This is a genomic window from Hymenobacter sp. HD11105 (genome assembly GCF_054051685.1).
In genome coordinates this window covers 70,361-96,345 of record NZ_JBSWBR010000009.1, presented here as the reverse complement: position 1 = coordinate 96,345, position 25,985 = coordinate 70,361, and the positions used below count along the sequence as shown (strand labels likewise).

Annotated in this window: 16 protein-coding genes and 1 pseudogene; 9 read left to right on the top strand and 8 right to left on the bottom strand. The window is 55.2% G+C overall.

The features are described from left to right. Nucleotides 1-419 precede the first annotated feature (419 nt). On the top strand, nt 420-2,024 hold the full coding sequence (locus ACW9KT_RS19600; protein ID WP_457083551.1) for an NUDIX domain-containing protein: 1,605 nt from the start codon (nt 420-422) through the stop codon (nt 2,022-2,024). 857 nt (nt 2,025-2,881) lie between these two features. On the opposite strand, the gene ACW9KT_RS19595 is transcribed toward ACW9KT_RS19600, so the two are convergent. Further along, complete coding sequence (locus ACW9KT_RS19595) at nt 2,882-3,517, bottom strand: recombinase family protein (protein WP_457083549.1); 636 nt, start codon at nt 3,515-3,517, stop codon at nt 2,882-2,884. A 776-nt stretch (nt 3,518-4,293) separates the two neighbouring features. Then, nucleotides 4,294-4,980, bottom strand: a complete 687-nt coding sequence (locus ACW9KT_RS19590) for an HpcH/HpaI aldolase family protein (protein WP_457083665.1) — start codon at nt 4,978-4,980, stop codon at nt 4,294-4,296. On the opposite strand from ACW9KT_RS19590, the gene ACW9KT_RS19585 reads away from it, so the two are divergent. Then, a complete protein-coding gene (locus tag ACW9KT_RS19585) occupies nt 4,897-5,073 on the top strand; it encodes a hypothetical protein (RefSeq protein ID WP_457083671.1) in 177 nt (58 codons plus the stop codon). The two genes, ACW9KT_RS19590 and ACW9KT_RS19585, sit on opposite strands and share 84 nt — an antisense overlap. Before the next feature lie 193 nt (nt 5,074-5,266). Here ACW9KT_RS19585 and ACW9KT_RS19580 read toward each other — a convergent pair whose 3' ends face one another. After that, nucleotides 5,267-6,502, bottom strand: coding sequence for a Fic family protein (locus ACW9KT_RS19580; RefSeq protein WP_457083547.1), 1,236 nt, complete (start codon nt 6,500-6,502; stop codon nt 5,267-5,269). 259 nt (nt 6,503-6,761) lie between these two features. Continuing rightward, on the bottom strand, nt 6,762-7,526 hold the full coding sequence (locus ACW9KT_RS19575; RefSeq protein WP_457083546.1) for a hypothetical protein: 765 nt from the start codon (nt 7,524-7,526) through the stop codon (nt 6,762-6,764). A gap of 243 nt (nt 7,527-7,769) precedes the next feature. On the opposite strand from ACW9KT_RS19575, the gene ACW9KT_RS19570 reads away from it, so the two are divergent. From ACW9KT_RS19570 to ACW9KT_RS19560, 3 genes are all read left to right on the top strand, one after another. Further along, nucleotides 7,770-10,088, top strand: a complete 2,319-nt coding sequence (locus ACW9KT_RS19570; protein ID WP_457083544.1) for a hypothetical protein — start codon at nt 7,770-7,772, stop codon at nt 10,086-10,088. A 143-nt stretch (nt 10,089-10,231) separates the two neighbouring features. Further along, nucleotides 10,232-11,311, top strand: a complete 1,080-nt coding sequence (locus tag ACW9KT_RS19565; protein ID WP_457083542.1) for a type IV toxin-antitoxin system AbiEi family antitoxin — start codon at nt 10,232-10,234, stop codon at nt 11,309-11,311. A gap of 259 nt (nt 11,312-11,570) precedes the next feature. Further along, nucleotides 11,571-12,314, top strand: a complete 744-nt coding sequence (locus tag ACW9KT_RS19560; RefSeq protein ID WP_457083540.1) for a recombinase family protein — start codon at nt 11,571-11,573, stop codon at nt 12,312-12,314. An 11-nt stretch (nt 12,315-12,325) separates the two neighbouring features. Here the strand turns inward: ACW9KT_RS19560 and ACW9KT_RS19555 are convergent. Beyond that, a pseudogene (locus ACW9KT_RS19555) lies at nt 12,326-12,589 on the bottom strand (S24 family peptidase); the annotation flags it as partial. Between the two features lie 363 nt (nt 12,590-12,952). Between ACW9KT_RS19555 and ACW9KT_RS19550 the strand changes: the two are divergent. Continuing rightward, nucleotides 12,953-14,650: a DUF262 domain-containing protein gene (locus tag ACW9KT_RS19550; protein ID WP_457083538.1), complete on the top strand. Its 1,698-nt coding sequence runs from the start codon at nt 12,953-12,955 to the stop codon at nt 14,648-14,650. 444 nt (nt 14,651-15,094) lie between these two features. On the opposite strand, the gene ACW9KT_RS19545 is transcribed toward ACW9KT_RS19550, so the two are convergent. The 3 genes from ACW9KT_RS19545 to ACW9KT_RS19535 all read right to left on the bottom strand — a co-directional run bounded on the left by ACW9KT_RS19545 (nt 15,095) and on the right by ACW9KT_RS19535 (nt 23,650). After that, nucleotides 15,095-19,753 carry an NACHT domain-containing protein gene (locus ACW9KT_RS19545; protein ID WP_457083536.1) on the bottom strand — a complete coding sequence of 1,553 codons (4,659 nt, stop codon included), beginning with the start codon at nt 19,751-19,753 and terminating at the stop codon, nt 15,095-15,097. A 388-nt stretch (nt 19,754-20,141) separates the two neighbouring features. Further along, entirely contained in the window at nt 20,142-21,188 is a 1,047-nt protein-coding gene (locus tag ACW9KT_RS19540; protein WP_457083534.1) for a 5-methylcytosine restriction system specificity protein McrC, read from the bottom strand. Further along, nucleotides 21,185-23,650, bottom strand: a complete 2,466-nt coding sequence (locus ACW9KT_RS19535; protein ID WP_457083532.1) for an AAA family ATPase — start codon at nt 23,648-23,650, stop codon at nt 21,185-21,187. The genes ACW9KT_RS19540 and ACW9KT_RS19535 overlap by 4 nt, the downstream gene beginning before the upstream one ends. 126 nt (nt 23,651-23,776) lie before the next feature. On the opposite strand from ACW9KT_RS19535, the gene ACW9KT_RS19530 reads away from it, so the two are divergent. The 3 genes from ACW9KT_RS19530 to ACW9KT_RS19520 all read left to right on the top strand — a co-directional run bounded on the left by ACW9KT_RS19530 (nt 23,777) and on the right by ACW9KT_RS19520 (nt 25,888). Continuing rightward, complete coding sequence (locus ACW9KT_RS19530) at nt 23,777-24,487, top strand: TIGR04255 family protein (protein WP_457083530.1); 711 nt, start codon at nt 23,777-23,779, stop codon at nt 24,485-24,487. A 192-nt stretch (nt 24,488-24,679) separates the two neighbouring features. After that, nucleotides 24,680-25,174, top strand: a complete 495-nt coding sequence (locus ACW9KT_RS19525; protein WP_457083528.1) for a hypothetical protein — start codon at nt 24,680-24,682, stop codon at nt 25,172-25,174. Nucleotides 25,175-25,228: 54 nt separating this feature from the next. Next, on the top strand, nt 25,229-25,888 hold the full coding sequence (locus ACW9KT_RS19520) for a hypothetical protein (RefSeq protein ID WP_457083526.1): 660 nt from the start codon (nt 25,229-25,231) through the stop codon (nt 25,886-25,888). The last annotated feature ends 97 nt before the right edge of the window (nt 25,889-25,985 follow it).

The window sequence follows — 25,985 nt, the reverse complement described above, 5'->3', positions numbered from 1 at the left end:
TCTGCATGGAAAATGCCAGCATTAGTTAAATATTTTTTTCTAAACAATCCGGTCATTTGAGCAAAAAAAAGTAAAGCAAAACAAGGGGGCTCCTTCCGCAGAGGCATTGCAGTAGGCTTGGTGCTTTACTCCGTCCCCACGGTAAACCGCATCCACTTTAAAGCTCGGTGAGGGCCCCTGCCCGTGGAGCGGCACCTACCATAGCACTGGTGGCATAGCTGTCAAGGCAGGGGCGTTGAGCTAACTTTACCGACGGAAGGGGACAGCAAACACAGCTTTAAAAAGGGACAAGCTGCTGATACACTACATCCCGGGTAAGCTGGCTAGGGAGCTTGCAGGTGTAGGTACGTAAGGCCAGAGAACCCCAATGCCCATCCAGCAGAGCCCTGTCTATCTGGGTCCTATACTTCTTAGATTGTATGAATTTTGAACCCCAAAAGTTCTTTATCGGCCTGCTCGATTTCTTCTCTGTCTTGCTGCCTGGGGCCTTGCTGACCTTCTTGGTCATGAATGATCTAGGCCCCCTGCTGCTGGGGAAGGACTATGGCTTGTTCGCGGGGGAACAAGGCTGGATTGCCTTTTTTTTCAGCAGCTACTTGCTCGGGCATTTTGTCTTTTTGTTGGGCTCGCTGCTGTTCGACGACGTGTACGATCAGCTGCGCCAGGCTACTGACCACAAACAGCGCGAGAATTTGGCCAACGGGAAGAAGGCCGCCCCAGGAGTAGCTGTGCTGCTAGCCAAGCTCTTTTTCTCGAAACAAACGGACCAAACCGTGCAGCAGGTAGTGAAGATCAAAAATCAGTACTTGTCTTCACTCGGGTCGTCAGAAACGGTCAACGCCTTTCAATGGTGCAAAACGCGGCTGACGTTTGACCATCCCCAAGCCCTGGCCACGGTCCACGGCTTTGAAGCGCACTCCAAGTTTTTTCGCAGCCTGCTAATCGTATTGTGTGTTTTGCTTATTCAGGGCATGGTTCAGGGCCAACCTACGCGCGTGCTGGCCAGCGTGCCGTTGATGGCAATGGCGTTCTGGCGCTTCGTTGACCAGCGCAGCAAGGCGGTTACCCAAGCCTATTGGTATATCATCTCCGCAGAAGGCCGCCGAAGCGAGACTCCCCGGCCGCTTATCCTGCCTGCTGCTGAATCGCCCGCCCGGGCCGGTGGCACGCACGTGGGCGGCGTCGTTTTCCGGCAACATGCCGGACAGGTGCACTACCTCACGGTGCAAGACCCCTGCGCTTCACTGGAATGGGGTTTCCCCCGAGGGCGCGTCCAGCCGGGCGAAAAGGCGCCTACTGCGGCGCTGCGGTTAATTCAGCAAGAAACAGAGGTGTTGAAGCGCTTCGAGAGCGAATTACTGCCCGTCTCCTATGAAGTAAAGAAGGAGCTCGTCAGTGTTCTTTTTTACTTGTTTGAAGCCAAGCATGAGGGTGCTCCAACGAATCGGCCTACGCACGACTGGGTGCCACTGGACACGGCTCTGGACAGAATCAAACACCCAGCCAGCCGTGAACTTTTGTTGAGGGCAGAAACGATGCGACTGAGGGAAGAAGGAAACAACCAGCAGGAACAGAACCCTCCAATAAAGCCCATCTCCTGGCACCTTCTACCCTTGTTAAGCCAACTAGTAGGCACCATCGTTGTGCTGATACTTTACTGGACCATATATTTATATGGTGCTCAGGACGGACGCAGCCAGCCGATTTTTCCGCCAGGACAGTCGCTCCTGGAGGGGTTAAGGTTGATAGGGATTACGATTCTGTTCTGTCTTTTCATGGGGCTGCCGTTGCGCTTTTCCCCTGGGCTCCATAGGTGGTGGCGACAGCAGTGGTATGTGGCCGTAACTGGGGCGACAATAGGCAGTTTCATGCTCTTTCTACCGTGGTCGCCCTTGCTCGTTTCACCCACCTACTCACCCTTACCTCCTAACCTCCTGGTAGCCACCAGCTCCTGGCTGCTAGTTGCTTTTTCCCTCTTACATTTTTACCTTCCCGCCTACCTCTTTCGTTGGCGCCAGAGGTAGGCTGGTTTGGATATCTCCTGGCTGATGTATCCAATCCTAAGGTAGGCTTTTTGGTCACCTCACTCAGGATGGCCATCCGTCCATATGCGGACCATCAAAGTTAACGATCAAATTGTGGGCAGTATTGCCAAATTTGTGCAGGCCGGGGACGCGGAGATCACCTTTTGGCTGAATCGACATTGGTAAGGCCAGGCCCTGCAGCAGTTTTTAGCCCTGGAGCTTAGCTGCCCGATCTATAGGCGGGTGGCCTTCGATAATTACGGTTCCCAACGAGTATTAGAAAAGGGTAGGTCTGTCCCAGTTAGCCAGGACCAAGGCTTTGCCCTGGCGAGCCAAGCGGACATTGAAAGAATAGGTCGATCAGCTGACCAACTAAAAGAAGATACCCAATATAGCCGCGTGGGGGCGCGGCCGGGAGCTCATGGGTCTCGTGATCGCTACAAGCTATGCCAAGGGCCCACCGACCGCCAAGCCGCCTGGTCGCGCCTCGTTCTCCCGGATTGCCGAAGCAAGAGCAGCTACTAGTTGCGCGCTGACCGGAATCGCTTAAACTTAGGAGTGATAATTAAGGTTTATCAGTTCTTATGAATTTGAGAATAGATACTTCAATCTCTTACTTATCGCTACTGAGTTCCTTAGCGGAATTAGGCTAGCGCACATTATCGAGGCGGGTATAGCGGCGAATCATCGCGCTTGTCTTGTGCTTGGTCTGGTTCATCACCGTCTCAAATGAGGCCCATAGCGAGCAAGCATAGCCTGATTCAGCTACCTTTTAGCTCGAAAATTTACTAGTAAAACCCATGACCGATCAGTAACTGCTTTTCTACCGGTTGCTGGTCCCCGTGTGAGTGGGCTCGCTAGGCGGGCGGCGTGCTTGTCCCCTGGGCTCGTTCTTGGTCGGCGTGCGCGTACTGCAGCAGGCGCTGGACCTGCACATGGGAGTAGGGCTTGCCCTGCAGGGTGGTAAAGCCAGCCGCATTCAGCCGGCGGGCAATGGCGGCGTAGGCCACCCCCTGCGCGTGCAAGAGCGTAATCAAACTCAGCGCCTGCCGCAGGGCGGGCTCCTGCTGGCGCTTCTGCTGGCGCACGGCGATGCTGCGCGTCCGGGCCGCCTCGGTCAGATTGGCCGGCGTGCCCAGGGTAGCCCCGCGCGCTTTCTTAGCAGCTAGGGCGTCTTTTGTGCGGGTGGAGATGGTCTCCCGCTCGTGCTGGGCCAGGATGGCAAACAAACCCACCGTGAGCGAGTTGGCATCGGGGATGTCGCAGCAGGTAAAGTCCACCCCTGAGTCGCGCAACGCGAAGATGAAGCCCGCGTTGCGGCTCAGCCGGTCGAGCTTGGCAATAAGCAAGGTGGCCCGGGCGGCTTTGGCTACGGTAATGGCGTCGAGCAGCTGCACGCGCTGGTTCTGTTTGCTGCTTTCCATCTCCGTAAACTCCTGCGCAATGAGCCCATCCATGGCAAAAGTCTGCACGGCACTTTGCTGGGCCTCCAAGCCCAGACCTGATGCTCATTGGCGGGCGGTGCTAACCCGGTAGTACGCCACGTATTTACGCATCCTTATTATATAGCGTGTAGGTGAGCAAAAGGTATGGGAAGAGTAAGCCCGGGAAATAAGCCACAGACCCACACCACTTAGTCCCGCGTCTCTAAGAATATATTAATTTATATGTCCTTATGAATACGAGGTTGAGCAGAGATACACCAAAGCCAGATACCTTGAACAGTTGTGAAACGGTCGTTCGTTCAACAGCTGTACAGCTCCTGTTGGATGTGCAAGAAAATCCTGAAATAAAACAAAGTATATAAGTTTACTTTTGTACTAGTAGGAATAGTGTTACAAATCACGATTATGTTAAAATTAGTGACTAGTTTGCATATTTTTGGGTTGATATTGACAAGACTACCATAGAGTGCAACGTTTTGGAGGAATGTGCAATTTCTCTATAGGGGCGTTTGTTATACCTTCGATAAGCAAGGGAACGGCTACCCTTTGCTATCCTTTCACTATATTCCTCCGAATACGGTGTGTGCTACCCGGGCAGGGATTAGCAAGTCAGTACTGACAGGATGACCACCCGTTTCTTGCAGGCCCCACTTCGTGGCTCACTACGTTGACTTATTTAGCCCTAGCCAAGCTGGGGAGGAGGGCGGGGCCAGGAGGTGACGATGTATGGACGCCAGCTACTGTGCCCCGGGGGAGCAGCGGCCCGCTTACCCGCAAGCTCCTACTTAGCAACGCCCTCGCGCTGGTATTTAGACGCCCCCTTTTTAACTGGATACCCTCTCCGGCGCTTCCCCCCGTACCTCGCGCACGAGCATTTGGTAGGCGCGGATGAGCTCGACCGTGTCCATACTCGTGGCCACGCTGTGGAAGCCTTGCGCCAGCCGCTGTCGCGCTCGCGTCCGATCAGCATAGATAAAGCAGTACTTGCCCGCCGCCTGGCAGGCGGCCAGAATGCGCTGCAGGGCTGCTTGCAGGACCTCGGCCTCAAACTGGGCGGGCACGCCCAGGGCGATGGACAGATCAAAGGGCCCAATGAAGAGACCATCCACCCCGGGCACCTGCACGATCTCCTCTACTTGCTCCAGGCACTCGCGGGTTTCGCACTGGGGCAAGAGCAGCGTCTCGCGGTTGCAGCTGGCCAGGTACTGCCCCAGGTCGTGCAATTCGGGTGCGTAGGTGAAGGCCGAGGCGCGGGAGGGACCAAAGCCGCGCTCGCCCAGGGGCGCGTACTTACCGTACTGGACCAGGCGCCGGACCTCCGCCACCGTTTTGACGGCCGGAATCACCAGCCCCTGGGCCCCCTGATCCAGCAGGTTCATTACCGCGGCCCGAGAAGTATCCTTAACCCGCACCAGCGGGGTCAGCCCATGGCGTTCAGCGGCCAGGATCTGGGCGGAGGCCCCCGCCAGGCTGCCCGGGCCATGTTCCAGATCGAGCACGATATAGTCCAGCCCGGCCAGGGCCAGGCATTCAATGATGGCCGGGTCCCCGAGCTGCACGAAGGTGCCCAGCGTGGGGGTGCCCTGCTGGAGTTTAGCGCGTAGTTGATTGTGCATGCAGTCAGGGGATTAAGGGCGTCCGATAGTGGCCGCGTAAGATGGGGATTTCGCGGAAATTCGTTTGCCGCCCGCAAAAGGTTATCCGCGCCGGAGTCCGCACAGCGCCGATGGGTGGAGACCTCCACCGCCTTATTATTGTGCTGGTCCAGTTGCCGCGCCCGACTTCGTTAACTGCCACTCAGCTGGCGTTCAGTATATCTGCTTCCTTGCCCGCGGGATATAAGCCGGGAAAAAGGGCGGGGGCAAAGGCAATCGGATAGGCTGCCCGGTAGGGGGCCAGATGATCGGCGGAGTTGGTCGCCAGGAGGCCCGCCTGCACCAGGGTTTGGGACAGGGCCTTGGCCGTTCTATCCGAAAGGCCAGTTAGACGCTCCACCTCGCGGCGCGCGATACTACCCTTTAAGAACACCGCCTCCAGCACATAATAGGTTTCTGGTCGCCACTTCCTTCTTAGCACTAGTAGCTGCACCAGGCCCCGCAGCCGGCTCAGCATGTCGTCAATAGCTAAGACGCTGGTCATGTAGGTAATCTGGTCCAAGGCTACCTCCAGAAAGAACTGGCAAAACGCACCTAGTTGCCGCTCCGACAAATTACCTCGGCCGTCGTAGTCGTTTTCCCGGGGCGCATCGGCGGCGGCCAAGGCTTGCTTATACGCGGCCTCCCGGCGGGCCAGCCCCCGCGACATCGACCATAACCCGCCGGCGTGCAGTCCTTCAGCGCGAAAGGCGGCATCGCTAAACAGCCGCGTCACCCGCCCGTTGCCGTCCAGGAAAGGGTGTACCCAAGCCAGACGGTGGTGCGCCGCAGCAATCTGCGCCACCCGCGCCAGCCGATCATGCTCATAGCGGGGCTGGTAGCCTTCCTCCAGGCGCTGCAGAAACCCGGGCAGCGCGCCAGCCGCCGGCGCCACGTGTCGCCCTACCCGCACCTGGTTGGTGCGCAGCTCACCGGGCACCACCTCCAGCTTTTCTCCCTCCCTACTGGTCGTCCAGCGAAACTCCTCGGGCAGGTGGTCATAAAAAGCCTGGTGGATACTGCGCCAGAACCCGGCGGTATAGGGGTTGCCATCCGCTTGCGCCAGCAGCTCGGGCAGCCTGGCATGCACTGCTATGTGGGCGCGGGCCTCCAGCTGTAGGGAGCGGTTACGGCTGTCGGCCGAATACTGCTCCTGCAAGGCGCGGGCAATGTCCAGCGGGTGCGTGTCGTGGCCTTCTATCAGATTGGAGTAGTAGCTATTGGCGGGCCGTAAGAAGTCGGCAATGGCCGCGGCGGTCACGGGATGTAAGCTGCCCGCCAGCCGCGCTGCCGCTTCTACGATTCGCAGCGCCGTCTCCCGCACCGCTGCCGGCCAAGGGCTGGGTTTCAGGGGGGCTATCGCGGACGAATCACGGTAAAGGGCAACGGGGGGAAGCATGCTGCAAGTATACAGGTAAATTACGACACTTGTTACGACAGTAAAGTATCTGAACTTTAATGCTTTATACAGTATAGGATGGTTTGTATTACGATATACGTTACGATAGCAGGGTACTACCAGGGATGCTGGATAAACAGAGGTGTAGCTGGCTTTTGGTAGGGAGGGATAGCGTTGCATACCAGGCCCGCGTAGTGATAAAGACAGGGGGATAGAAGCGGCCCGGCGCCCGATTCACCCCCGCCGGACGAGGCCAATCTCACTCCGGCTCTTGCACTATCCATCGGTCCTGCTGCTTGCAGACGAGCGCGACCTTTCCTTCAATATATTGATGATAGTCCAGATCATACAGGAAGAAGCCCGAGTCGCGGGCGGCATTGAAGCATACCCGCGAGAGTTGGAGCCCAAGTTGAGTACCCGTACTGCCCTTTGGGTCCGCGTACTGCCGGTAGGGTTCATAGCGCCAGTATAGGGTATATTTCCAGACGGAAGGAGGGGGTAAAGGCTTATACGGCCGATCCGCTAAGGTCGCAAATACGGGAGCTTGGGCGAGGGCCTTTAGCCCCTTTTCTCGGGCGGGATGAGCCGTATCGGATAAAATGCCTCCATTTTCCGCGAAATGCGCAGGCAAATCGCGCAGCCGGGGCGATAAATTCAGGATAAGGGAGTCGTCGAGGTGGAGGTCCGGATGCGCGGCGAGGTAGGCCTCGTAGTAGGCAGCTTTCTCCGCTAACGTAACCACCGAATCGGGTGGGAGCGGAATGACTGGGGAGCCATCGGCCCAGTGAAGGGAGCTTAAATCGGCCAAATAGGACTGCCGCAGTAAGGGGTGCAGCACCTGCGCAAAAACCTGGTCTTCTTCCGCATTATAGGCGGGGGAGGGTCCTGCCGCGTTCGGCTCCTGCGGGGCTTCGCCGCCGCTTCTACTCCGGCAACCGGCTGCTCCTGGAAGCAGGGCGGAGGCAAGGGAGAGGATTAACAGCCAGGACAGAAGCCGTCTACGGGGATGGAGGGGCTGGTTCATCTTCGTCAGGAGGTAGAAGGAGGGCGGTAACCGTTCGACTGAAGCCGTTCTCTAAGATACCACTTTTGGCCACGCTGCCCGGAGGGAAGTTCATGCCTGCCAGTCAGCTCAGGGTAGTTTATGGCGCGCTCGTACCCAGGGCCTTGCCCGACGTCAGAGGTGGGGCGCCCGGCCCCCGGCCCGCCCTTGCCTGCGAGCGGGCAAACGAGTATCTTCCGGATACGCGCTTCACTTCTCCCTATCATGACGAAGGCTTCCCCTCCCGCCTACCTGGGGGAATTAACCATTCCCTCCTCCGCCGACTTTCTGTTCCAGGTGGGCGAGCTGGTGGCCCGCATCAATGCCACGGGGGGCCACTGCCATCCCGGCTTTTTAAGCGAAGTGGGCCTGACCATGCCCGTGGGCCGCTGGCAGCTGCGCGACCCGGCCCGGGCCCGGCACGTGAGCTGGCAGGGCTTTGACCCCCAGCAGGCGGCCCAGCAGTTTGCCGACTTCGTGGACAATGGCCTCCGCATCGTCCTGGCCGGCTATGCCCGCAAAGCCTATCAGCTTTTGGAGCCCACCTACCCCGGCCTGACCGAGGCGGTGCTCGCCCAGCTGCTGCCCGCCCCACTGCCCGCCGTCCCCCGGCCCCGCCCGACGTTGTTTGACCTGGGGCGGGTGCTGCACGCCTACGGGGCCACGCTGCAGGCCGACGCGCCCGCGGGGCCCCAACTGGTGTTCGCCCCGCCGGCCACCCCCCCGATGGTCACGGACGAGGAGCTCCTGCTGGCCAGTGGAGTACTCTTTACCAGCCAATTAAATCTGACGCCCTGGCTTCTGCACGTGGCCGCCGCCGACCCGGACCGGGAGGTAGCCCAGCTGCTCGGCGCCCTGGCCCGGGGGCAGTACACCCACTCCACCTGGGACGGGCTGGTCCCCACGCTGCTGGGCACCCAGGGACCGCCGCGGGCGTGGCGCCGGCGCCTGGCCGGGCAGCCCCCGGAGCTGCAGCCCCTGCTCACGCTCTTCAGTGAGATCTACGCCCAGCCCGGGCGGCTGGCCGAGATCAACGCCAACCAGTCCGTCATCCGGGTCCTGCGCGCGGCCCTGGACCAACTGCCCGCCGGGGCACCGGATCCGCCCGCGACGCGCGGCCGCTGGCTGGGCAGCGTCATGGATGGGCTGGACGAGCTGGCCCTGCTGTCGGACCAGCAGGGCCAGCCCGCCGTCTCCCTGCACTTCGCCCAGGCCAGTCAGATGGCCCTGCAGCTGCTGCCCTGCCCCGCGGACCCGGCGCAGGCCGAGGCGTGGCTTTCCCGGGTGGAAGCCCAGGAGCAGCGCTACAGCTGGAGCCAGCTTTCGCCCGGGCCCGGGGTCGACAAATTCACGGTCCTGCGCTTTGCCACGTACGCCGGCTCGGCCCGCCTGGCGGCGGAGGCCTTCGGCCACGCGGCTGGGGAGTGGTACGCCCAGGGACGGGTCACCAGTCAGCTGTGGTCGGCCATCTGGCACTCGCTGGAGCGGCTGCGCCAGGGCTTTCGGCTCTGCCATGCCCTCAGCCAGCAGCAGGCCCTGACCGGAGAGACAAACTTTAAGGGGCAGGATTATGCCCTCAAGTACCTGCTCGATCACTACCGGCAGGCCCAGCGCAACCTAGTGGCCATGGTGGGCCGGAATCAGCAGCCGGGCCAGGAGCTGTCCTTGTGGGTGCAGACCCTGCTCGACGAGGGCGCTACTACCTGGGAACACACCCAGATGGGCAAGGATATGAGTTGGGCGGAGGCCGTGCAGCAGGACCTACTCGACTACGGCTTGGGCCCCGAGACCCGCCAGCGGCTGGGCGAATTTGTCGCCTATCTGCGGGAAACGGTCATGGGTGCTCCCCCCGACGAGGTCCCCGCCCCCGACCAGGCCCCCGCCCCGGACGAGCTGCCCGCCGGCGGGCCCGTCCCGGCGGTGGACACGCCGGCCTACCGGGCCGCCGAAGACGCGGTCTACCAGCAGGTGCTGCCCGCCTTGTTGTGGCGAACCTATGTAAGGGACGCCAGCCGGCAGCAAACGCCAGACGGCACGCCCCTGCTGCCGCCCCCCGCGGTGCCCGTTGACCAGCCCGCCGAGCAGTGGGCCTACTATGAGGCCTACGTCGCGGCCCACCCTGCAGACTTTACCCCGCCGGGGGTCGTGAACGTGGCCCCGCACTTGCGGTCGCTGGCGGAGTGTATGGCCGAGGCCGGGTTTATGCTGGCGCAATCATCGGTGCCCGGGCGCGCCGCGCTGCTGCAGACGCTGGCCACTGAAGCGATGGTGCAGGCGCTGCCCGCCCGCGCATTGCAGCCCTGTACCGAACTGGGGGAGGAGCGCTTCGATCTCTACTGGCGCTACCAGCCTTTCCATCAGTACCCCGAGCCGGCCGGCAGCTGGGGCACCCAGGTGGGGCTGCACTTGTCACGCGTGTGCTTTAATGCGGCAGGCGATACCGGCTTTTTCTTCTACGACGTGGACCGGCACCAGTATATACTGAGTTACCTGGCGCTGGTGCAGTGGCAGCAGGGACACTGGGTTTTGCTGGAGGAGGGGTAAGCCTGATGAAGCCCCTGGCACCTACCGGTTTATAATGGGTCTTCCTTACTGGACATGTCCTTCTGGGCGGACGAAACGAGGTCCCACTACGCCTTACCTCTCCCCATATCTTTTCTGCATTCCTAATTGTTCACTATTCTTGTATGTTCATTAACAGTGAACATACAAGAATAGTGAACACATTCGGAGAAGAACAGTTGATCCTTTGGGCTTGCCAGGCGCTGGAAGCCAGCACTGGGCTGTCCGCGCGCTTGGAGGCGTTTGGAAGGGAGCCTAGGCCGCCAGTAGCCCCCGGTGACCATCGAGGGAATGGGTGTCTGCGCATTGGCCCCCAGGAACAGTTGTTTATCGTCAATGCCAGGTTGCGGGTACAACCGGAGACGATCGGGAACCTCCGCGCGCTCCAGCCGACCTCCCGGGAGCCGGTTGTGCTCATCGTTCCATATATCAGCGACCAGCAGGGGGAGAAATTGCGCCACTCCGCTATTCACTACCTCGATACCGCGGGTAATGCCTATCTACAGTCGGCCGACCGCCATTTTTTCGTCCTGGTGCGGGGGCAGCGACAGCCGCTGGCAGCGCAACCAACCCCGCACCGGGCTTTTCAGCCCGCGGGCGTGCAGCTGCTGTATCACCTGCTCAGTGAGCCGGCACTGCTGCAGGCCACTTACCGGACCATGGCCGGGCAGGCCCAGGTCGCGCTAGGCTCCGTGAGCATCCTGCTGCGGAGCTTGCAACAGCTGGGCTTACTGCGCGACGAGGCCGGCGAGCGCCGGTGGACGGAGCCCGCGCACGTGCTCCGCCGCTGGGTAGATGCCTACGGCGAAGTGGTACGCCCCAAGCTAACCCCGCAGCGCTACCGCTGGCTGGATCCGGGCGTAGCCCGGCAGGGCTGGCAGCAGGTAGAATTGGGCGCCGACATGGCCTGGGGCGGGGAACCGGCCGCGCACCTGCTGCTGGAGGGGTATCTGCTGCCGGAATATTTTACGCTGTACACCACCGCTTCTAGGAGCGAGGTCATGCGCCGGCTACGGCTGATCCCCGATGCCCAGGGAACAATAGAGGTGCTGCGACCCATGGAGACCACCTTGGCCAAGGAGCATAGGGGAGCCCCAGCCGTGCATCCGCTAGTAGTATACGCCGACCTAATCAGGACGACCGACCCCCGCAACCGGGAGGTAGCCCTCCGCCTGTATGCGCGCTATCTATCCTATCTCAGTTGACCGGCTACAGCCCGCGGGCCTGGGCGAAGCCATGGCGGCCTTACAGCGGGGCTTCGATCAGTTCAGGATCGATTTCTACCTCGTGGGCGCCGTGACCCGGGCCATGAGCAGAACCGGGCCCGGGCTAGCAAGCTGCTTCGCTGCGCTGGCGGCCCTGCGCGCGGGGATGGAAGACCCGGGGCCATTGATCGGATAAGCCGGGGGCGTAAAGGCAATAGCGCCGCAACCGGGGAGGCCGGAGAAAAGGGTGATGTAGGTCTTGTATCCTTACTTCAACGTCCGTTTATGTAATGATACATTAGGAAAAAACGGTAGTTTTGGGTCTTACTTTCGCTCGCCGTTCCTGCCCATGCCCGACTATGTTGCCTACTATCGCGTGAGTACTGCCCGCCAGGGGCTCAGCGGTCTGGGCCTAGAAGCCCAGCAGGCCGCCGTGCGCACCTTCCTGCTGCAGGGGGAGCAGATCGTGGCCGAGTTCATCGAAGTGGAGAGCGGGCGAAAGAACACGCGACCCCAGTTGCAGGCGGCCATGCATGCCGCCAAGGAAGCAGGGGCCGTGCTGCTGGTGGCCAAGCTCGACCGGCTGGCCCGCAACCTGGCCTTTCTCTCGGCCCTGATGGAAAGTCGGGTGCGCTTCAAGGCGGTCGACATGCCGGCGGCCGATGAGTTTACCATTCACGTGCTGGGCGCCGTGGCCGAGAAAGAAGCCAAGGCCATCTCTACCCGGACCCGTGATGCGCTCGCGGCCAAGAAAGCGAGGGGGCATCAGCTGGGCACGCCGGCCAACCTCACCGCCGAGGCGCGGGCCAAGGGGCAGGCGCAGCGGCAGCTCAATGCCCAGAGTAGTTTGGCCAACCGACAGGCGGCGGAGCTGGCGCGGCTCTACCGCAGTCTGCAGTGGGACTACCGGCGCATAGCGGCCCAGCTCACGGCCTCCGGCTATCGGACCCGCCGCGGTTGCGCCTTTACCGCCGCTGGTGTCCGGCGCCTAGTCATTCGCTGATTAGGCAGGGACTATATATGGGTAAACCTCAAAAGCGGATAAAGTCTGGCCGCGACTTTAAATTGAATTGGTCGCGTCAACCAGCTGTTCGCCGTTTGCGCCCACTGCTCGATGATGTGGTTGTGGCCGGCCTCCAAATCGCCAGCGTGGATCTTGGCCCCGCTCATACTCTCCTCGATCACGCGCACCAGGTACGTGGTGTCGGGGTGGCGCAGCAACAGCCGGTTCAGATCAAAGGTCTCGTCCACGTGGTCCGAGGCCGGGGAGGGGAAGCCGGCCGCGACGTGGCGGGGAGCAGTTCAACAGCACGCATAGCAATAGGAGGGAATAGCACGGCCCCCAAGATACGTATTGCTAATAATATTAGTATATCAATTACTAAAAAAAATAGTTGAGCAGCCTTTAGAGGTTGAATAGGAGTAAAAATTAGTAGTCAGCTTTGTCGGTAAACCCACTACATCCGGCCTTCTTTTTGTTCAAGGGCCGCCCTAGTCGTCAACGCGTCCCCATGCATTACACGCGCTGAATCCTCGCTCGGGGCTGTATCTACCTAATAGACACTTTTTGAATAACAAGGGTATCTATTGAGAACTACTTCATGCCCTTTACAATAATCGTCTCAAAAACAAGTCAACAATATGGAATCATCTACTACTATCAAGAAAATGCTAAACGGTAACAAGATTTTTGTTCCTGCTTATCAGCGCGCCTATTCTTGGGATACCTTGTTAAAGAAAGCCAACGCCACTGAGCAGGTTAAAGTGTTTCTCCAGGACTTGGAAGAGTATAACCTCAGCTCAGCAAAAACACCCTACTACTTCGGACACTTTCTTTTTGAAGAAAAATCAACTGAAGACTTTGCCGTGATTGATGGACAGCAGCGGCTCACTACCATCGTTATCTTTCTCTCAGCTCTGTTTGCTCGCTTAAAGGCGTTGCGAGCATTGACGGAACAAGAAGAGACTAGCTATGAATCGATGATTAAGGTAAGGTCTACCTACCACTTTGAAACAGTAGATTACGACCGTCAGCTCTTTAAGGATTATGTAATCAATCAGGAGAGAAAAGACAACCGTGGGCTGAAAACAACCTCTGCAAAACGCATTGTCGAGGCGTTCGATTTTTTCACACGTGTTCTCTCCGACAAAGACGAAGACTACTTGGTTAAGATGCTGGCAACCGTAAGCTCTGCTACCTGTTCCACCCATCCGGTAAAGGATGAATCCGAAGCAATTCAGATGTTCATCTTTCAAAACAACCGTGGCAAGAGTCCTTCTAACCTAGAGCTAATTAAAGCTCAGTTCATGTTCACTGCGCACTTGCAAGGTGGAGACGAGAAGGACGAACTCATTAGGATCATTAAAGAACGCTTCGAGAGCATTTACAAGTCTATCTCTTGCATAGAAAGCAAGTTTAAAGAAGACGATGTCTTAGCCTACACCGCGAAGGTATACTTCAACTCCTTGACTGAGAGTAACCCACTCAACAGGGTCAACCAGAAGCTGGCCGGCTCAACTCCCATTGAATTCATTCAAGCGTTTACCCTGGCACTTTATACCAGTTTTCAGCACTTAGCTACCTTCTATGCGGAGGATGAGCCGCAGCACCATGAAATACACTCTATAATAACCCTTGGTGGTTTCAATTTGGTGATTCCCTTTATCATTAAAGCTTATTCGTTCTGCACATCGGTTGAGGAAATCTGCCAGTTGTGTACATCCTTGGAATCCTTAGTCATGCGCAGCAAAGTAATTGGAACAAAGGCAGTTTTGACTTCACGTATGAATGATGTCTACGCTGCTTTCACGCAGGACAATGCTAGTATCCAGCCAATTCTAAAGCGAGTGAATTTTTTAAAAACCACTTCCGAATGGTGGTATGCATACTGGAATAATACCGAATTGGACAAGGCTCTGCAAGGTTGGATGCAACCGTCCACAGCTAAATTTCTGCTATGGAAATACGAGAACCACTTGGAAAGCAAAGGGAAAAGCGGATATGCCTTTACGCGTTTTAATGCGGTTAAGGACCCTGAATTGGAACATATAGCCCCGCAAACTCCTACCAAGGGCGAACCAGTAGCAGCAGGCTATCCTACTTATGATGATGACTTCAAAAACAAATTCATTGATTGCTTAGGTAACTACCTATTGCTTTCTAAATCCCACAACTGCTCGGTAGGAAATCAACCATTCCTGGAAAAGCGTGCCTCCTACACTTACTTAGCACAGCAAAGAGAAATCCAGACATTAAGTGGGAAAGTAGGAGTGTGGAGTAAAGAATTGATTCAAAAGAGGAAGGAAGCTATTGTCAAATTTATAACTGAAAGCTTATAGCAGAGCTCAAATCTTAATGTATGTCTTCGTTATAAGGGTGCTGTCAAACAAATAGAGTAAAACCTCCGAGTACGAGGTCAAATAGCTCCGCAAAACATTAAGTGAGCAGAGCTGGCGCCTACGCGCCTGCCTTGAAGGTTTTACCCTATTTGTTTAACTACACTCAAAAATGAGGGATGGGAGGACGATCTAATCCTAGGACTACAAGTTATAACCTAAATGCGATGCGGTGAATGGAGCCGAACATGCTGCCGAGCCCTCACTGAACATGTCATTCTAGCTGGCCAATGGAATGATATTATGTTCTGTTGCTGAGCAAGTTCGTACAGCTGATATAACTATTCAACTAATGTACGGGTGACGAAGTCCGTGAGTAGTTATGAGTCTTGATCACCTTTTTGAAGTTTAGTAGCAAGTGCTTGAAGCTTGAGCAAATTCGTAAAGTCAATAAGATAACACCTCGCTCATCACCTTTTTCAGTTCTTCATTTCTAACGTCAGGCCTTTCCAAAAGTTCGTCGAATAGATCAAGAGCGGCTTGAACGTCAGCATCTTGAGCGCTCTGATGTGGAAGACGTGTGTAAGCCTCAATCAAAATTTTTAACGCGTCACGGCTATAATAGTACCTTCTTCGAGTCTTGTTTAATTCCTGAAAGAAGACCGTTAGTAACTGCACACATTCCGCAGCGTATTGACTAACGCAACGAGCTAAATAGTCGAGAAAGAAGTGCTGATATTCAAAATATGGGGTACATATTCGTAAGTATTTTGGTAGTAACGGCTTAATTAATAGTAGGTCCTCGACAGGGAATTCACGAAAAATATCGTCAAATTCATTAACTAATGCCTTGTCTACTTCAGTTAATAAGAATATGTGTATAGCCTCGAATAACACCTGAGTATTAGTCCAGACACCATAGCCAACAGTTAGTTGGTCAATAGTTGTGGCTCTCATACTCGGGTTTAGAGTCCATATTCTTTCCAGTAGTCCAAAGGCGCGAGCATCATTGTGTCCCCACCGAACAGTTAATACGCGGGTAATAGACTCGTGCGCTTCGGCATCATTAATGGCATTCTCCATTAAATCAAACATTGACTTCGGTTCGCGCCAGGCAAGGAAGTTTAAGGACCATTGACCTACTGCCAAGAGTTTATAGTTTGTGCCGACAATTTCAATAAATAGGTTTGCCAGTGTTGAGCTAGATACTGACGTGCGCAATAGCATGGCCAAACGGTTGACAGCGGCGGCACGGACAGGTAAAGCGCCTTCAATTGCTACATGGTGAAGCACGTCTATTAAAGCAGAGACTTTAGCCTCAGGGAGTATTTCACCAAGCAGGGAGTGAAGTTCGCTTGCGCCAGTGGTATTCATGGCTGACATTAATAAATCGCGCCGCGTATCACTTCCGTCAGTAGTCATATCGTTTTCGGTGGTCAAATTGGCTAGAATTACATCCAGATCGTGCTGGACAAATTCCGCCTCTACGCCCTGTTCATAATCGACAGACTTCGTGCGCAACCGACGCCGTAGGCGGCTATATGTTTCTTGACCAAGTAGCTGCTTGTCGTAGGCTTTTTCTACCAATGAGGCTGCATTCGTGGCATCGACCTCACACAATTCTGGCAGTAGCCTGCCGATGCTTTCATCTTTGTGCTCAATCAGGTAGTCCAGTATTTCTATCCACTGTTTTGAATTCTCTTTGATGAGCTGAACAGCGTGATGACATAAGCCCTCATAAGTACCTTCATCAGAAAAAAAATCTGGTTCTTCTTTATTGCGATACTTCCGTAGCGCTCGCAGCCAATTAGCTGGCTGCATCTTGTCTGTTTTCCAGTTGGTGCTTGGCGTAGGATAACCCCAAGATCTAGCTCCCGTTGGACTGGGTTCACTGTCTGCCAACGTACCCCAGCGCCGTGTGAATTCAGCAAGCATCATTACAAGCGCCGGATACTCCTGTAAACGCTCCCGCCCCAGCCTTTGCAGATAATACTGTACGTTGCGGCCGTAGTGGCTAGTAGAGCGTCGCCGCTGGCCATCACTGTCGATATACACCTTCGTATCAGTAACCAAGTTGGGTGCCCCCATTTTGCTGGCCAGCATAGTGCGTTGCTCAGGTGCTGCCACATCCCATGCATAGGGCAACAATTGACGCGTATAATACCCAATATGATTTTGGCGCGTTGCTTTGCTTAACCACTCCTTTTTCAGCAGCAGTCTGAGCACCGGGCCAGCAAGCATAAGTGGGCTGGCTGCGCTGGCGGCGAGCGCCATTTGCACCAAGAGCTTAGAGCGACTATTGAGCCATTTGGCTACGGTATGGAAGTAGCCTGGGTGGGTGGCGTTGGCAGGATTTTCTAGGTACTTCCAGCTATAGTATACCACTGCATCAGTGGCAGAGTGTGGAGCTTGGTGCCGGTCAGCAACATCCTTATTAAGGAAGTAAGGCACGGGGAGTAATTTGTGAGGGTCAGACCTCCAGGCGTAATTTAAGAGTAATGTATTACGATGTAAGCCATTTCGATATATCCAAGTGCGGAGCAAACGGCTGCATAGATTGAAGCATAGATGCTCATCCTTTTCCCAAATGTGCTTAAGGGTTTCAGCTTCCAAATGATCCCCATGTTTATTGGGCTCGTGTTCATCAAAAGGCGCGTTAGCCAATAGGTATAAGGTCCGTTCGGCTACCCATGCTGGTTGGCTTTGAGCTTGATTTCCGAGAATATGCCACTGCATGAGTTGCTGCCACGGGCTCAGTTCTCCCTGAAAAACTTGGTCGAATAGATCTAGAAAACCAGGTTCAGCGAAGGTGCCCATATCATCCATCACCTTCACAAGCCATTCGGTGCGGTAGGGGCCTTCAGGCAACAACGGCAACTTGGAAAGCAGCAAATCAGGACCATGTTTGGCTAAGGTCCAGAGTAAGGCATGGGGCAAAGATGGATCGTTTCCAGCAGGCATAGCCTCTATACCCACTAAAAGCCGCTGAAAGACAGCTGACTCCGTCAACAGTTCCAGCCACGGCCGGGCGGTAGTTACCTCGACAAAGGGCTGAGCCAGTTTTTCGTTGGCTAGAAAAACCTCGCGTGCTATCGTAATTTCAGTAAGCTCAGGCCTAGGCAGGGTTGCCAGAAATTGGGTAACAAGCAACTTGATGTGAAACCTGCAAGTGTCAGCCGTTATCAAATGGCTTAGGTCGCGCGAGTAAGCTGTAAAATCGGATCCACGCAGAAAAACAAGCACCTGCTGAATTAATGACCTTAGAAATAGGCCTTGGCCGGAAGTCAGCACGAAGTCAGTCAATGATTGGCTTTTAGCTACAAATTGCCTAGCAAATAAGTACTCGTAGAATGTTTGATGGAAAAAGGTAATTTGCTGATTTAAGGGGCCAGTAGTAACCAAAATTGCTTGACTATTCAGATAGTTAAACGCATCGATATCGTACTCCCGCCACTGAAACTCGGAAAGTGTTAGCTGCTGGCGTTTGTACATTGTTTCGGCCAGCTCGTAGAGGTACGTTTTTACCTGATCGGCTTTAACGTTAACCGGCAGCCGTTTTGAATTAAGCAGAAACTGAAAAAGCAATTTGTCATACAAACCTTGCAGGCTAGTAACTGGCTCTCCGGAGCGGGCTTCGTTGTCCAGCACACAGTATAAGGACAGATGCAACGGAATTTGCAGCAGCTTAACTAAATCGAACGCTAGACGCTCCACTGAACCGGCTCCTGCGGCTTGCAGGCCTTGTGCTACTTGCTCGGTAGTTAGCCCCGTTATTTCTATCTGCTTCGCTTCACGAAACGGAGCAAGTTCTGGATCGTGCTTTAAATCGAACGTACGACAGGAAAGAATAAAACGAATATTTGGAAGGCTCTGCAGGTCGTTTAGCAACTCAGTATAGCTGGTAAGCAGCCCTCGTTCGGCTCCTAGACACATGGACAAGGCATCGAGTTGGTCAACGAGTATGACAGCTGGACGTTCGGCTGACGCCACTACCGCTAGGGCTTGCTTCAAGGGTGCTAATAGGCCATTTGCCCGGATATCATCTAGCAAAGCGCCTTTAGTATTTCCTTTAGTTCGGTCGGCCTTCAGGGCTAACACTGGGATATTATGCTGCCGCAGTTGTCGATATACATCTCGTAATACAACTGTTTTGCCGACCCCAGCCCCACCAATAACAATTCGACTAGTGCGGACAGCAACTAGTTCGTTTGGCTTTGGGTCAGGTAATGGAGTTAATATCCATTCTACAAGCTCGGTCACATCTGCTCGATCAATATGATATCCTGGTTGGTGTCCGATAGTGGCTGGCACAGTATTAAGAGTAGAACTCACGGCCTCGAACTGCGCTATGATCCTAGCTTGCGTGGGAGGAAGTATAAAGGCTTGGCCTTGCTGGGCAAGTTCTTGGCGAATGCTATCAGGAGTAACACGATGCTGCTGCTTACCAGCCTGCATAGCGTACTGATAAAGCACGTTGCTAGCCGCCTGCGCGTCCTGCGTATGGGGTTGGAGCCGCAGCAATGTATTTTGCAGCAATAGCGCCCCTGAGTCAATGAGAAAGTCTATCCGGCTCAAGAACCTCAGAATGTCGTCATCACTGGTTGGTACTGTAGAATAATGCTGACGCACGTAAGAAGCCAGCTTCTGATAAATAGCAGCCGGCCCACTTCCTAAACTGCTCAGCGTTTCACCAGTTGCATGTTTGGCGCGCTCAATACAGGCATGAAGGTCTGTCTCAACTGGAGATTGAGTGACCAGTAATAGTTGTGCTGCCGGATTCGCTTGGTGTTGCCTAAAGAAACTATCCAGAACATCACGGCCGATAAACTGCGCGGTAGTCCAAACCGCTTGACCAGCTTGGTGTTTGAGGCTAATATATTCAGTCAGCCCATTGCGGTGAGTGATCGTAAGGTCGTCGACGGCTGGCGTCCCTGGTACCTCTTGCTCAAGGCCGGCATCTAGGTTTACAGCTAACTCCGAAACATGAGCTTCGGGTCGAAGCACTAGAATACTATCTACTGTAACTGCTTCGGCGAATCGATTAGCAGTATATAGTATCTGGTAATCAACCCCGGTTAGGGTAGAAGCCCCTCCTCTGCGTGCCATTTTGACGAGTAAAATGTTGGAATAGAATTATGAAAGTATGTTGAGTTTTTAGCGCATGAAGTAACTTATAAGATGGAGCGGTGTTAGGCCACTAAGGTGTTTGCCTAAACTTTAAATGTCTAATTATTGGAAATTGCTCTCGTAACTGCGTAGGTCCGGCAGCTTGGAGTAAGACACCGCCTGCATCGTCTCCCTCTAGCGTGGCGAATACTATAATTGCCGAGTACGAGGAACGGCACAGCAACCACCGCTACCGCCTAGTTCGACATTGCCAAGCACCGAAATGGTGCTACCGATGAAGCTAATACTAGCTGTAACCTTCGCCGAGGTTTTTCACGATCTAGCTCCCAGTGCATTTTAACTAATAGAGCCCGTTTGCTATGATTGACTAAGTAGGGCTTGTTAATATGCCAAGTAACTCTTGCTCCACGTCAGCCCAATTCTGGTTAAGATTCACAGTCGCGATGCTGACCCCATGCTCGGTATCTGCTAACTGATAATCGTATCTCATTTCCTTCTGCACCACCGGATACAGGAGCATGCCCCGTATCGGCCGCGTCGGTAATTGCAGCCGCGCGTGTTGCATATAGGCATATAACTGGTACAGGTGCTCGGAAATTAGTTTTTCCTTTTCGTAATGCGTCTTAAGCGCTTCACGGTAATACTTGCAATCAATAATGATTTTACGGTCGTCAGCTGTGAGCGAAACATCGGTTTTCATTCTGGGTAGTACCGCCTCGGCCGCCGGATTTGCGGTGTGCAATGCCCACTTCAATGATTCTGCCTGCACTTTATAGTGCTTTTGTCTCAGGAGATAAAAATTGCGCACAAATCGCTCAAACAGAGCTGCCATGCGCTTATCATTGCCAGTGAAGTCACTAAAAAGATGGTCGCCTGTTTCCTGAGTAAGCAACACTTCCTCGTGTACCAAGCGGCAAATGCTTAGTAGCAGTCGGTAGTGAGCCATGTGGCGGTGCAACCGCACCTGTTCATACACGCGCAGGTCGCTCAAAGGGACCAAGGCTACGTCAGCCAAGCGAACGTACAGTGCTCGCACTTCCCGGCGCAGTGACTCCGCCAGTACCGGCGCCGTCAGTACATGATATAAGGCCGATTTCAAAAGTCGGTTCACCGGCACATCATAGCTCAATTCATCGAAGGCGCACCAAGCCCTTGCCGTAGGCAGCGTTTGCTGTCGAATCGACTCACCAATCATCAGCTTGCCTCGCAGGCGTCCAGTCAGTTCTTGCTCGGGCACATAATCACGGGCAAGGCCCCGTTTCAACACGTGTGTAGTACCCTTTACTAGCACTCGCGCCAGCAGGTCCAGTAATTGGTCTGCCGGTTCAGCTGACACGGCTACTGTCTCTGCCTCATCAAGTTGGTCCCATGCATAGGTGAGCAGATGGTAAAGATTCTGTACCGGAATACTCATTCGGCATCGGTGTACTGAAGCGCCGAAATAGCTTTATCCGCCCGGTCCGTGTTGTCAAACCAGTATTCGCGAAGCAATGGCGCGATGTCATGGTGGACAATGGCATTCCACCATTCCTGCGGTTCTGCACCATTCAGGGGTGTACAGAAGTAGCTGTGACCAATGAGGAATCCTGAGCCCAGGTTTTTGTCGGCCTTAATAGTCACGTTCAACTGCTCTACCAGGCCTACTACCTTTTGCCCCATTTCAGCCTCTATGCCCAGCACACGCAGGTGCTGAATTAGCTTATGGCCTAACATTGGTACCAAGTCCACGAAGGTGAAGCGACGCCGCAAGGCATAGTCCACCATTGCCAGCGAACGGTCTGCAGTATTCATCGTGCCAATGACATACAGATTCGGCGGCAGGTAAAATGGGGCTTCATCCTTCTTGCGATAAGTGAGCGGCATTGCGTACAGCACATCTCGTTTATCTGCCTCAAGTAGCATGAGCAATTCTCCAAAAATCTTGCTCAAATTGCCCCGGTTTATTTCGTCAATAATAAAGAAATAGTCGTGCGCCTGGTCGTGTTGCGCCTTCCGGACAAATTCCACAAAAACCCCGTTAGCCAACTCAAAGCCGCCGCTTTCTGTGGGCCGCCATCCTCGAATAAAGTCTTCATAGCTGTAACTCTGGTGAAACTGTACCAATTGCACCCGGCTATTGTCTTGCTCACCCATTTGTAGCCAAGCCAAACGACGCGCCACGTAGGTCTTTCCCACACCGGGCGGCCCTTGCACAATTAGATTTTTCTTGCGTTTCAACGCCACCTTCAGGTCCGAAATCTGGCTATTCGTCAGAAAAAGGTCCATTGCAGCATCAATGTGCGTGTAGGGGGGTAAAGCTGGCGCCACGATACGTTGCGCCCGGGCCACTATGACCTCAAATTCAGCGGGCGTAAGCTTAAATAAGCTCCCCTGCGCACTAATTAGCGGCTCACACTGCGCCAGCTCGGGCATCAGCACTAGCTGTTGCCGGGTCAACTCTTCCCGCACAAATTCCTTCACCGTGAAGGTGATTATCTCTCGCTCGTCCTCATTCAGGTGCACGCCTTCTACCACTTCTAACACTGCCTTCACGCGCTTTGTCGGAGTGGTTTCGTAGCCGATAATTAGGTCGCCAGGCTCTACTTGCTGAAAGTACTTGTATATGGTTCGCTTGTTTCCTTTATCATTATGGGTCGTCCAGATTTGCTCCTGACCCACTTCAAAATCATCTATTTTCCAATAGGTAGGGTTGATGTTCAACCACCAGTACGCGGGCTCGGCTTCTGCAGCTTCGCCATATTCCACCTCAGGTTCTTCAGCATCTCCGGGAGTTGCCGTGCCCGCGAGTAGGGCCTCAAGCCCAGCCAGGGCATCTGGTGCTAGGGCAGCATAGGCGTCCCGAATAGCATCCCATTGATGGGTTCGGCTCCAGGGAACCCCTGTTAGAAATGGTGTTCCGTTCAGCGTAACGGACTCAGTCAGCACCCACTCCACGGGGCAAGAAAATGGCGGCGTGGCATTAGCGTTAGACGAGAAGCGGCCCATTGCCATGCCCACGCCTAGTACTTGGCGCGGTCCGTCCACCACTACCACTAAATCGTGGGGCTGCACTTCCCGCAGTTGCCGGGCTCCAGCTTCTAGGTCGGTGGGTGAGCCAGCTGCAAAGTTCAGCCCTCCATCGGTGGGCATGGTGCCAAACCGTGGCGCGACCTCACTCAGGCGCCGGAAACTTGCCCAGGCCAACGAGTCGCCAGCCACTTGGGCGCACCAGTAGGCCACAGCCTGCCGGGTGGGCACCGGGAACTGGCCTGCTAGGATGCCGGCGCAGCGCGACTCGGCACGCTGCCGCATGGCCACAAATTGTGCTTCCGGAATCCGCTGACCTAACCAGCCCGGTGTGCGGACAGCGTGGGCTGCCACGGCCTCATCAATACCGGGCTGAGTAGCATCTATCAAGGCGTCCAGGGCCGCGAGTAGCGAGGGTACATCGGGTAGCTGCCGGGCGCTGGTGTAAGTGAGCTGCAGCATCCGGTTATGTGCCGGTGCTGATACCCATTCCACTGGAGCTGGCCACGTTTGGCGCTGAAGCTCCCATATAAGGTCGCGGCTGGCTAATGTGTTGGAGTGCATGCGGGCTCCAGGCACACCTTCATCTTTGATTACTAGGAATTCTACCCGTAGTGCGTAGGTCCCGTCCGGGTTCAACCGAATGATGTAATCAATAAGATCCATGGCCGAGCCTGGAAACCCTATAGGGATTTGCCACAATGTAAAGGCAAAATAACGTGACTGTTCAGTCCCAATAAACAGTCCTTGCGTCGAGCCAGGCTTGCGAGAGAAGAGTTGCCGTAGCGAGAAGCGAAACTCAGGTGCCGCCACGTGCCGCGCCAGTAGGTGCCGATACACGGCCACCTGCGTTTCTAAATAGGTAGACATAACAACGAAAGGGCGCGAAGCAAAACCTGCTAATTGGGATAGGAAGACGAAATATGGCCAAATATGTAAACTTTCGTGGCCGCCAAGCCTTTTATATTGATTTTGTTGTTAATTGCTTGCCCCATTATGCCTGTAACCCCGCTCCCCATCCGTATTACGCCGCACGCTCTGCTCGATACGCTGGTGGAGGTGCAATACACACCACGCACGCACGCAGAGCTAGCCCTTGGCTTTTTCCATAAAGCCCTGCATCCCGATTTTACTTACGAACGGCAGGCCATGGAGCTGCTAGAAACTGGTCCGTTTTCAATCGATGCTGTTTTCCAGGGTAGTGGTGTTATGCTGCGCATCCAGCCCGGCCGGTTAGTATTCAACTGCCTGCCCGACCAGTACCTCGGGTGGCCTATTTATCTGCCTCTAATTCAAGATGTGGTTCGTCGTCTCCATGCCACCGGGCAGATTGCTGACTTTCCGCGCATTGGTGTGCGCTACATCAACGCACTGCCAGGGATGGTGCTCAATGAGCAGCTACAGGTAAAGCTGCCCCCTTTGGGCGGTCTGCCTGCGCCGGAAAGCACCCGTTATCAGGTCACAATTGCGGACCCTGCTGGCTTTCGGGTTGGCTTAACCTTGATGGACAACCAGCGAGTACCAGGCCGGCCCGATGTACGTTCAGTGTTTGACGTGTATGTACAAGCTGAAACAGTTACCGCTGATTTGGATACGCTTTTCCAGCGCATCGACCAAGCCCATACCCGCGAAAAAGAAGTATTCTTTGGGCTACTCGATGAGCAGTACTTAAAGGCTTTATCACCACAATACGACGAGCCTGCGTAACAACGCAAATCCCTAATCACTCTACACAATTCCAGACGAATGCCTACGCTTGCTTCTCTATCCACCTACAGTTCCCTATCCCAGTCTTGGGCCAACCGGCACGTGGGGTATGGGACTGAAATGGAAACTATCGGAGATACAAGGCAATATACCGGAGCATATACTTCTGGGAGTAGATTGGAGCGGCCAGAGGTGATTCGTTTCCAAGTAGCAGGCCGGGCTCATCGACCGCAACCGGCAGTGCTGCCCCAGTGGCTACTAGAGAAGATGGTGAGCGAAATGGCTTCTATTCGTGCGCAGCTTCGGCAGAAAGCTGACTATTACGCCGGTATTAGACCTCAACATATTGAAACAGGAGTGGGGCTGGTAGCCGGGATGCTATGGCAGCTATTGCTTCCCGAAAGTTTAGTAGCAACGCTCACTTACGAGCAGAGCTTGCACGTGCGAGCTGAGTTGCCCGCTGGCGCTGGCAGTGTGCACGTTTCTGTCTTATTCAGCCCTGGCCTCGACCCCACGCAGAACACCGGCCAACAGGAAGAGGAAGACAATACCCTGGTGTCGGTATACGATGCCCACGGCCAACTTCGAGGTGGTACAGAAGGACCGTTACTGGACACCTTGAACCGCTTACATGATGTGCTAACCCAAGCCACGGGTTCGCTGGTATCAGTTAGACATTTTGTATAACCCATCGAGTGAGGCCACCATGGCCTATTTGCCGCTTTCTACCTAGTTGCCCGCGTGCCGTATCCCGCCAACCTGCTGCCCCAACCTGCTTCCCCACTGCTGACGGCGGCCCAGGTGCCCGCCGGTTGGTTACTACGGCGCACGGATGCCCCAACCGTTTTTTTGCCACAAACCGCGCCCAACGGCCGGCCGCTGTTGCGCCCTGACCAACTAGGTTCGCCGGCACAGCGCCTGCCTGAAGGCCTTTCCGTGAACCTACTCGGACAATTTGCCGTCACTCATGCTGCTTGGGAGCCCACCACACAGGCTGCCAAAGAATACCTGCGCCTTCCTTGGCCTCCCGGCCAAGCCGTGATACCGCCAACCCCGGCTGACATGCACGAAGCTGCTCCGGGTACGTGGGATGCCTATGTGCTGGATGTGGCAGAAGTGGAAAACTACCAGCTGGATACCGTACGTGGAGTATTTGAGGTGCACGCCTGCCACGCCCCCAACTGCTGGAATTACTGGCACTACGAGGTGCGCTTCCTGCACACTATCGATGGGTGGGCCCATGCACCGGGCACGTATTCCAGCAATCAAATGCGCAAGGTGGGAGAGGCCATTCGGCAATCCCTGCAAACCGCTGGTTTAGCCCAGCCGCTCACGGCTGCTGCGCCAGCTCTAGCCCCTTCAACTGCTCCCCCCACTACGGTCACCCCAGCAGTGGACTAGTCGGTTGAATGCTCAAGCCGTGCACATTAGGCACCCTTGCTAGCTAACGGCATTGCTATCCGCTTGCGCCGCGCCCTTGCTGACCGTAACTTGCCTG

Excerpts from the sequence above, each read along its gene's own strand:
- ACW9KT_RS19585 (WP_457083671.1), top strand. The coding sequence starts at position 4,897 with ATGGCGTTCAGCGGCCAGGATCTGGGCGGAGGCCCCCGCCAGGCTGCC.
- ACW9KT_RS19570 (WP_457083544.1), top strand. The coding sequence starts at position 7,770 with ATGACGAAGGCTTCCCCTCCCGCCTACCTGGGGGAATTAACCATTCCC.
- ACW9KT_RS19530 (WP_457083530.1), top strand. The coding sequence starts at position 23,777 with ATGCCTGTAACCCCGCTCCCCATCCGTATTACGCCGCACGCTCTGCTC.
- ACW9KT_RS19580 (WP_457083547.1), bottom strand. The coding sequence starts at position 6,502 with ATGCTTCCCCCCGTTGCCCTTTACCGTGATTCGTCCGCGATAGCCCCC.
- ACW9KT_RS19535 (WP_457083532.1), bottom strand. The coding sequence starts at position 23,650 with ATGTCTACCTATTTAGAAACGCAGGTGGCCGTGTATCGGCACCTACTG.
- ACW9KT_RS19545 (WP_457083536.1), bottom strand. The coding sequence starts at position 19,753 with ATGGCACGCAGAGGAGGGGCTTCTACCCTAACCGGGGTTGATTACCAG.
- ACW9KT_RS19600 (WP_457083551.1), top strand. The coding sequence starts at position 420 with ATGAATTTTGAACCCCAAAAGTTCTTTATCGGCCTGCTCGATTTCTTC.
- ACW9KT_RS19565 (WP_457083542.1), top strand. The coding sequence starts at position 10,232 with ATGTTCATTAACAGTGAACATACAAGAATAGTGAACACATTCGGAGAA.
- ACW9KT_RS19540 (WP_457083534.1), bottom strand. The coding sequence starts at position 21,188 with ATGAGTATTCCGGTACAGAATCTTTACCATCTGCTCACCTATGCATGG.
- ACW9KT_RS19550 (WP_457083538.1), top strand. The coding sequence starts at position 12,953 with ATGGAATCATCTACTACTATCAAGAAAATGCTAAACGGTAACAAGATT.
- ACW9KT_RS19575 (WP_457083546.1), bottom strand. The coding sequence starts at position 7,526 with ATGAACCAGCCCCTCCATCCCCGTAGACGGCTTCTGTCCTGGCTGTTA.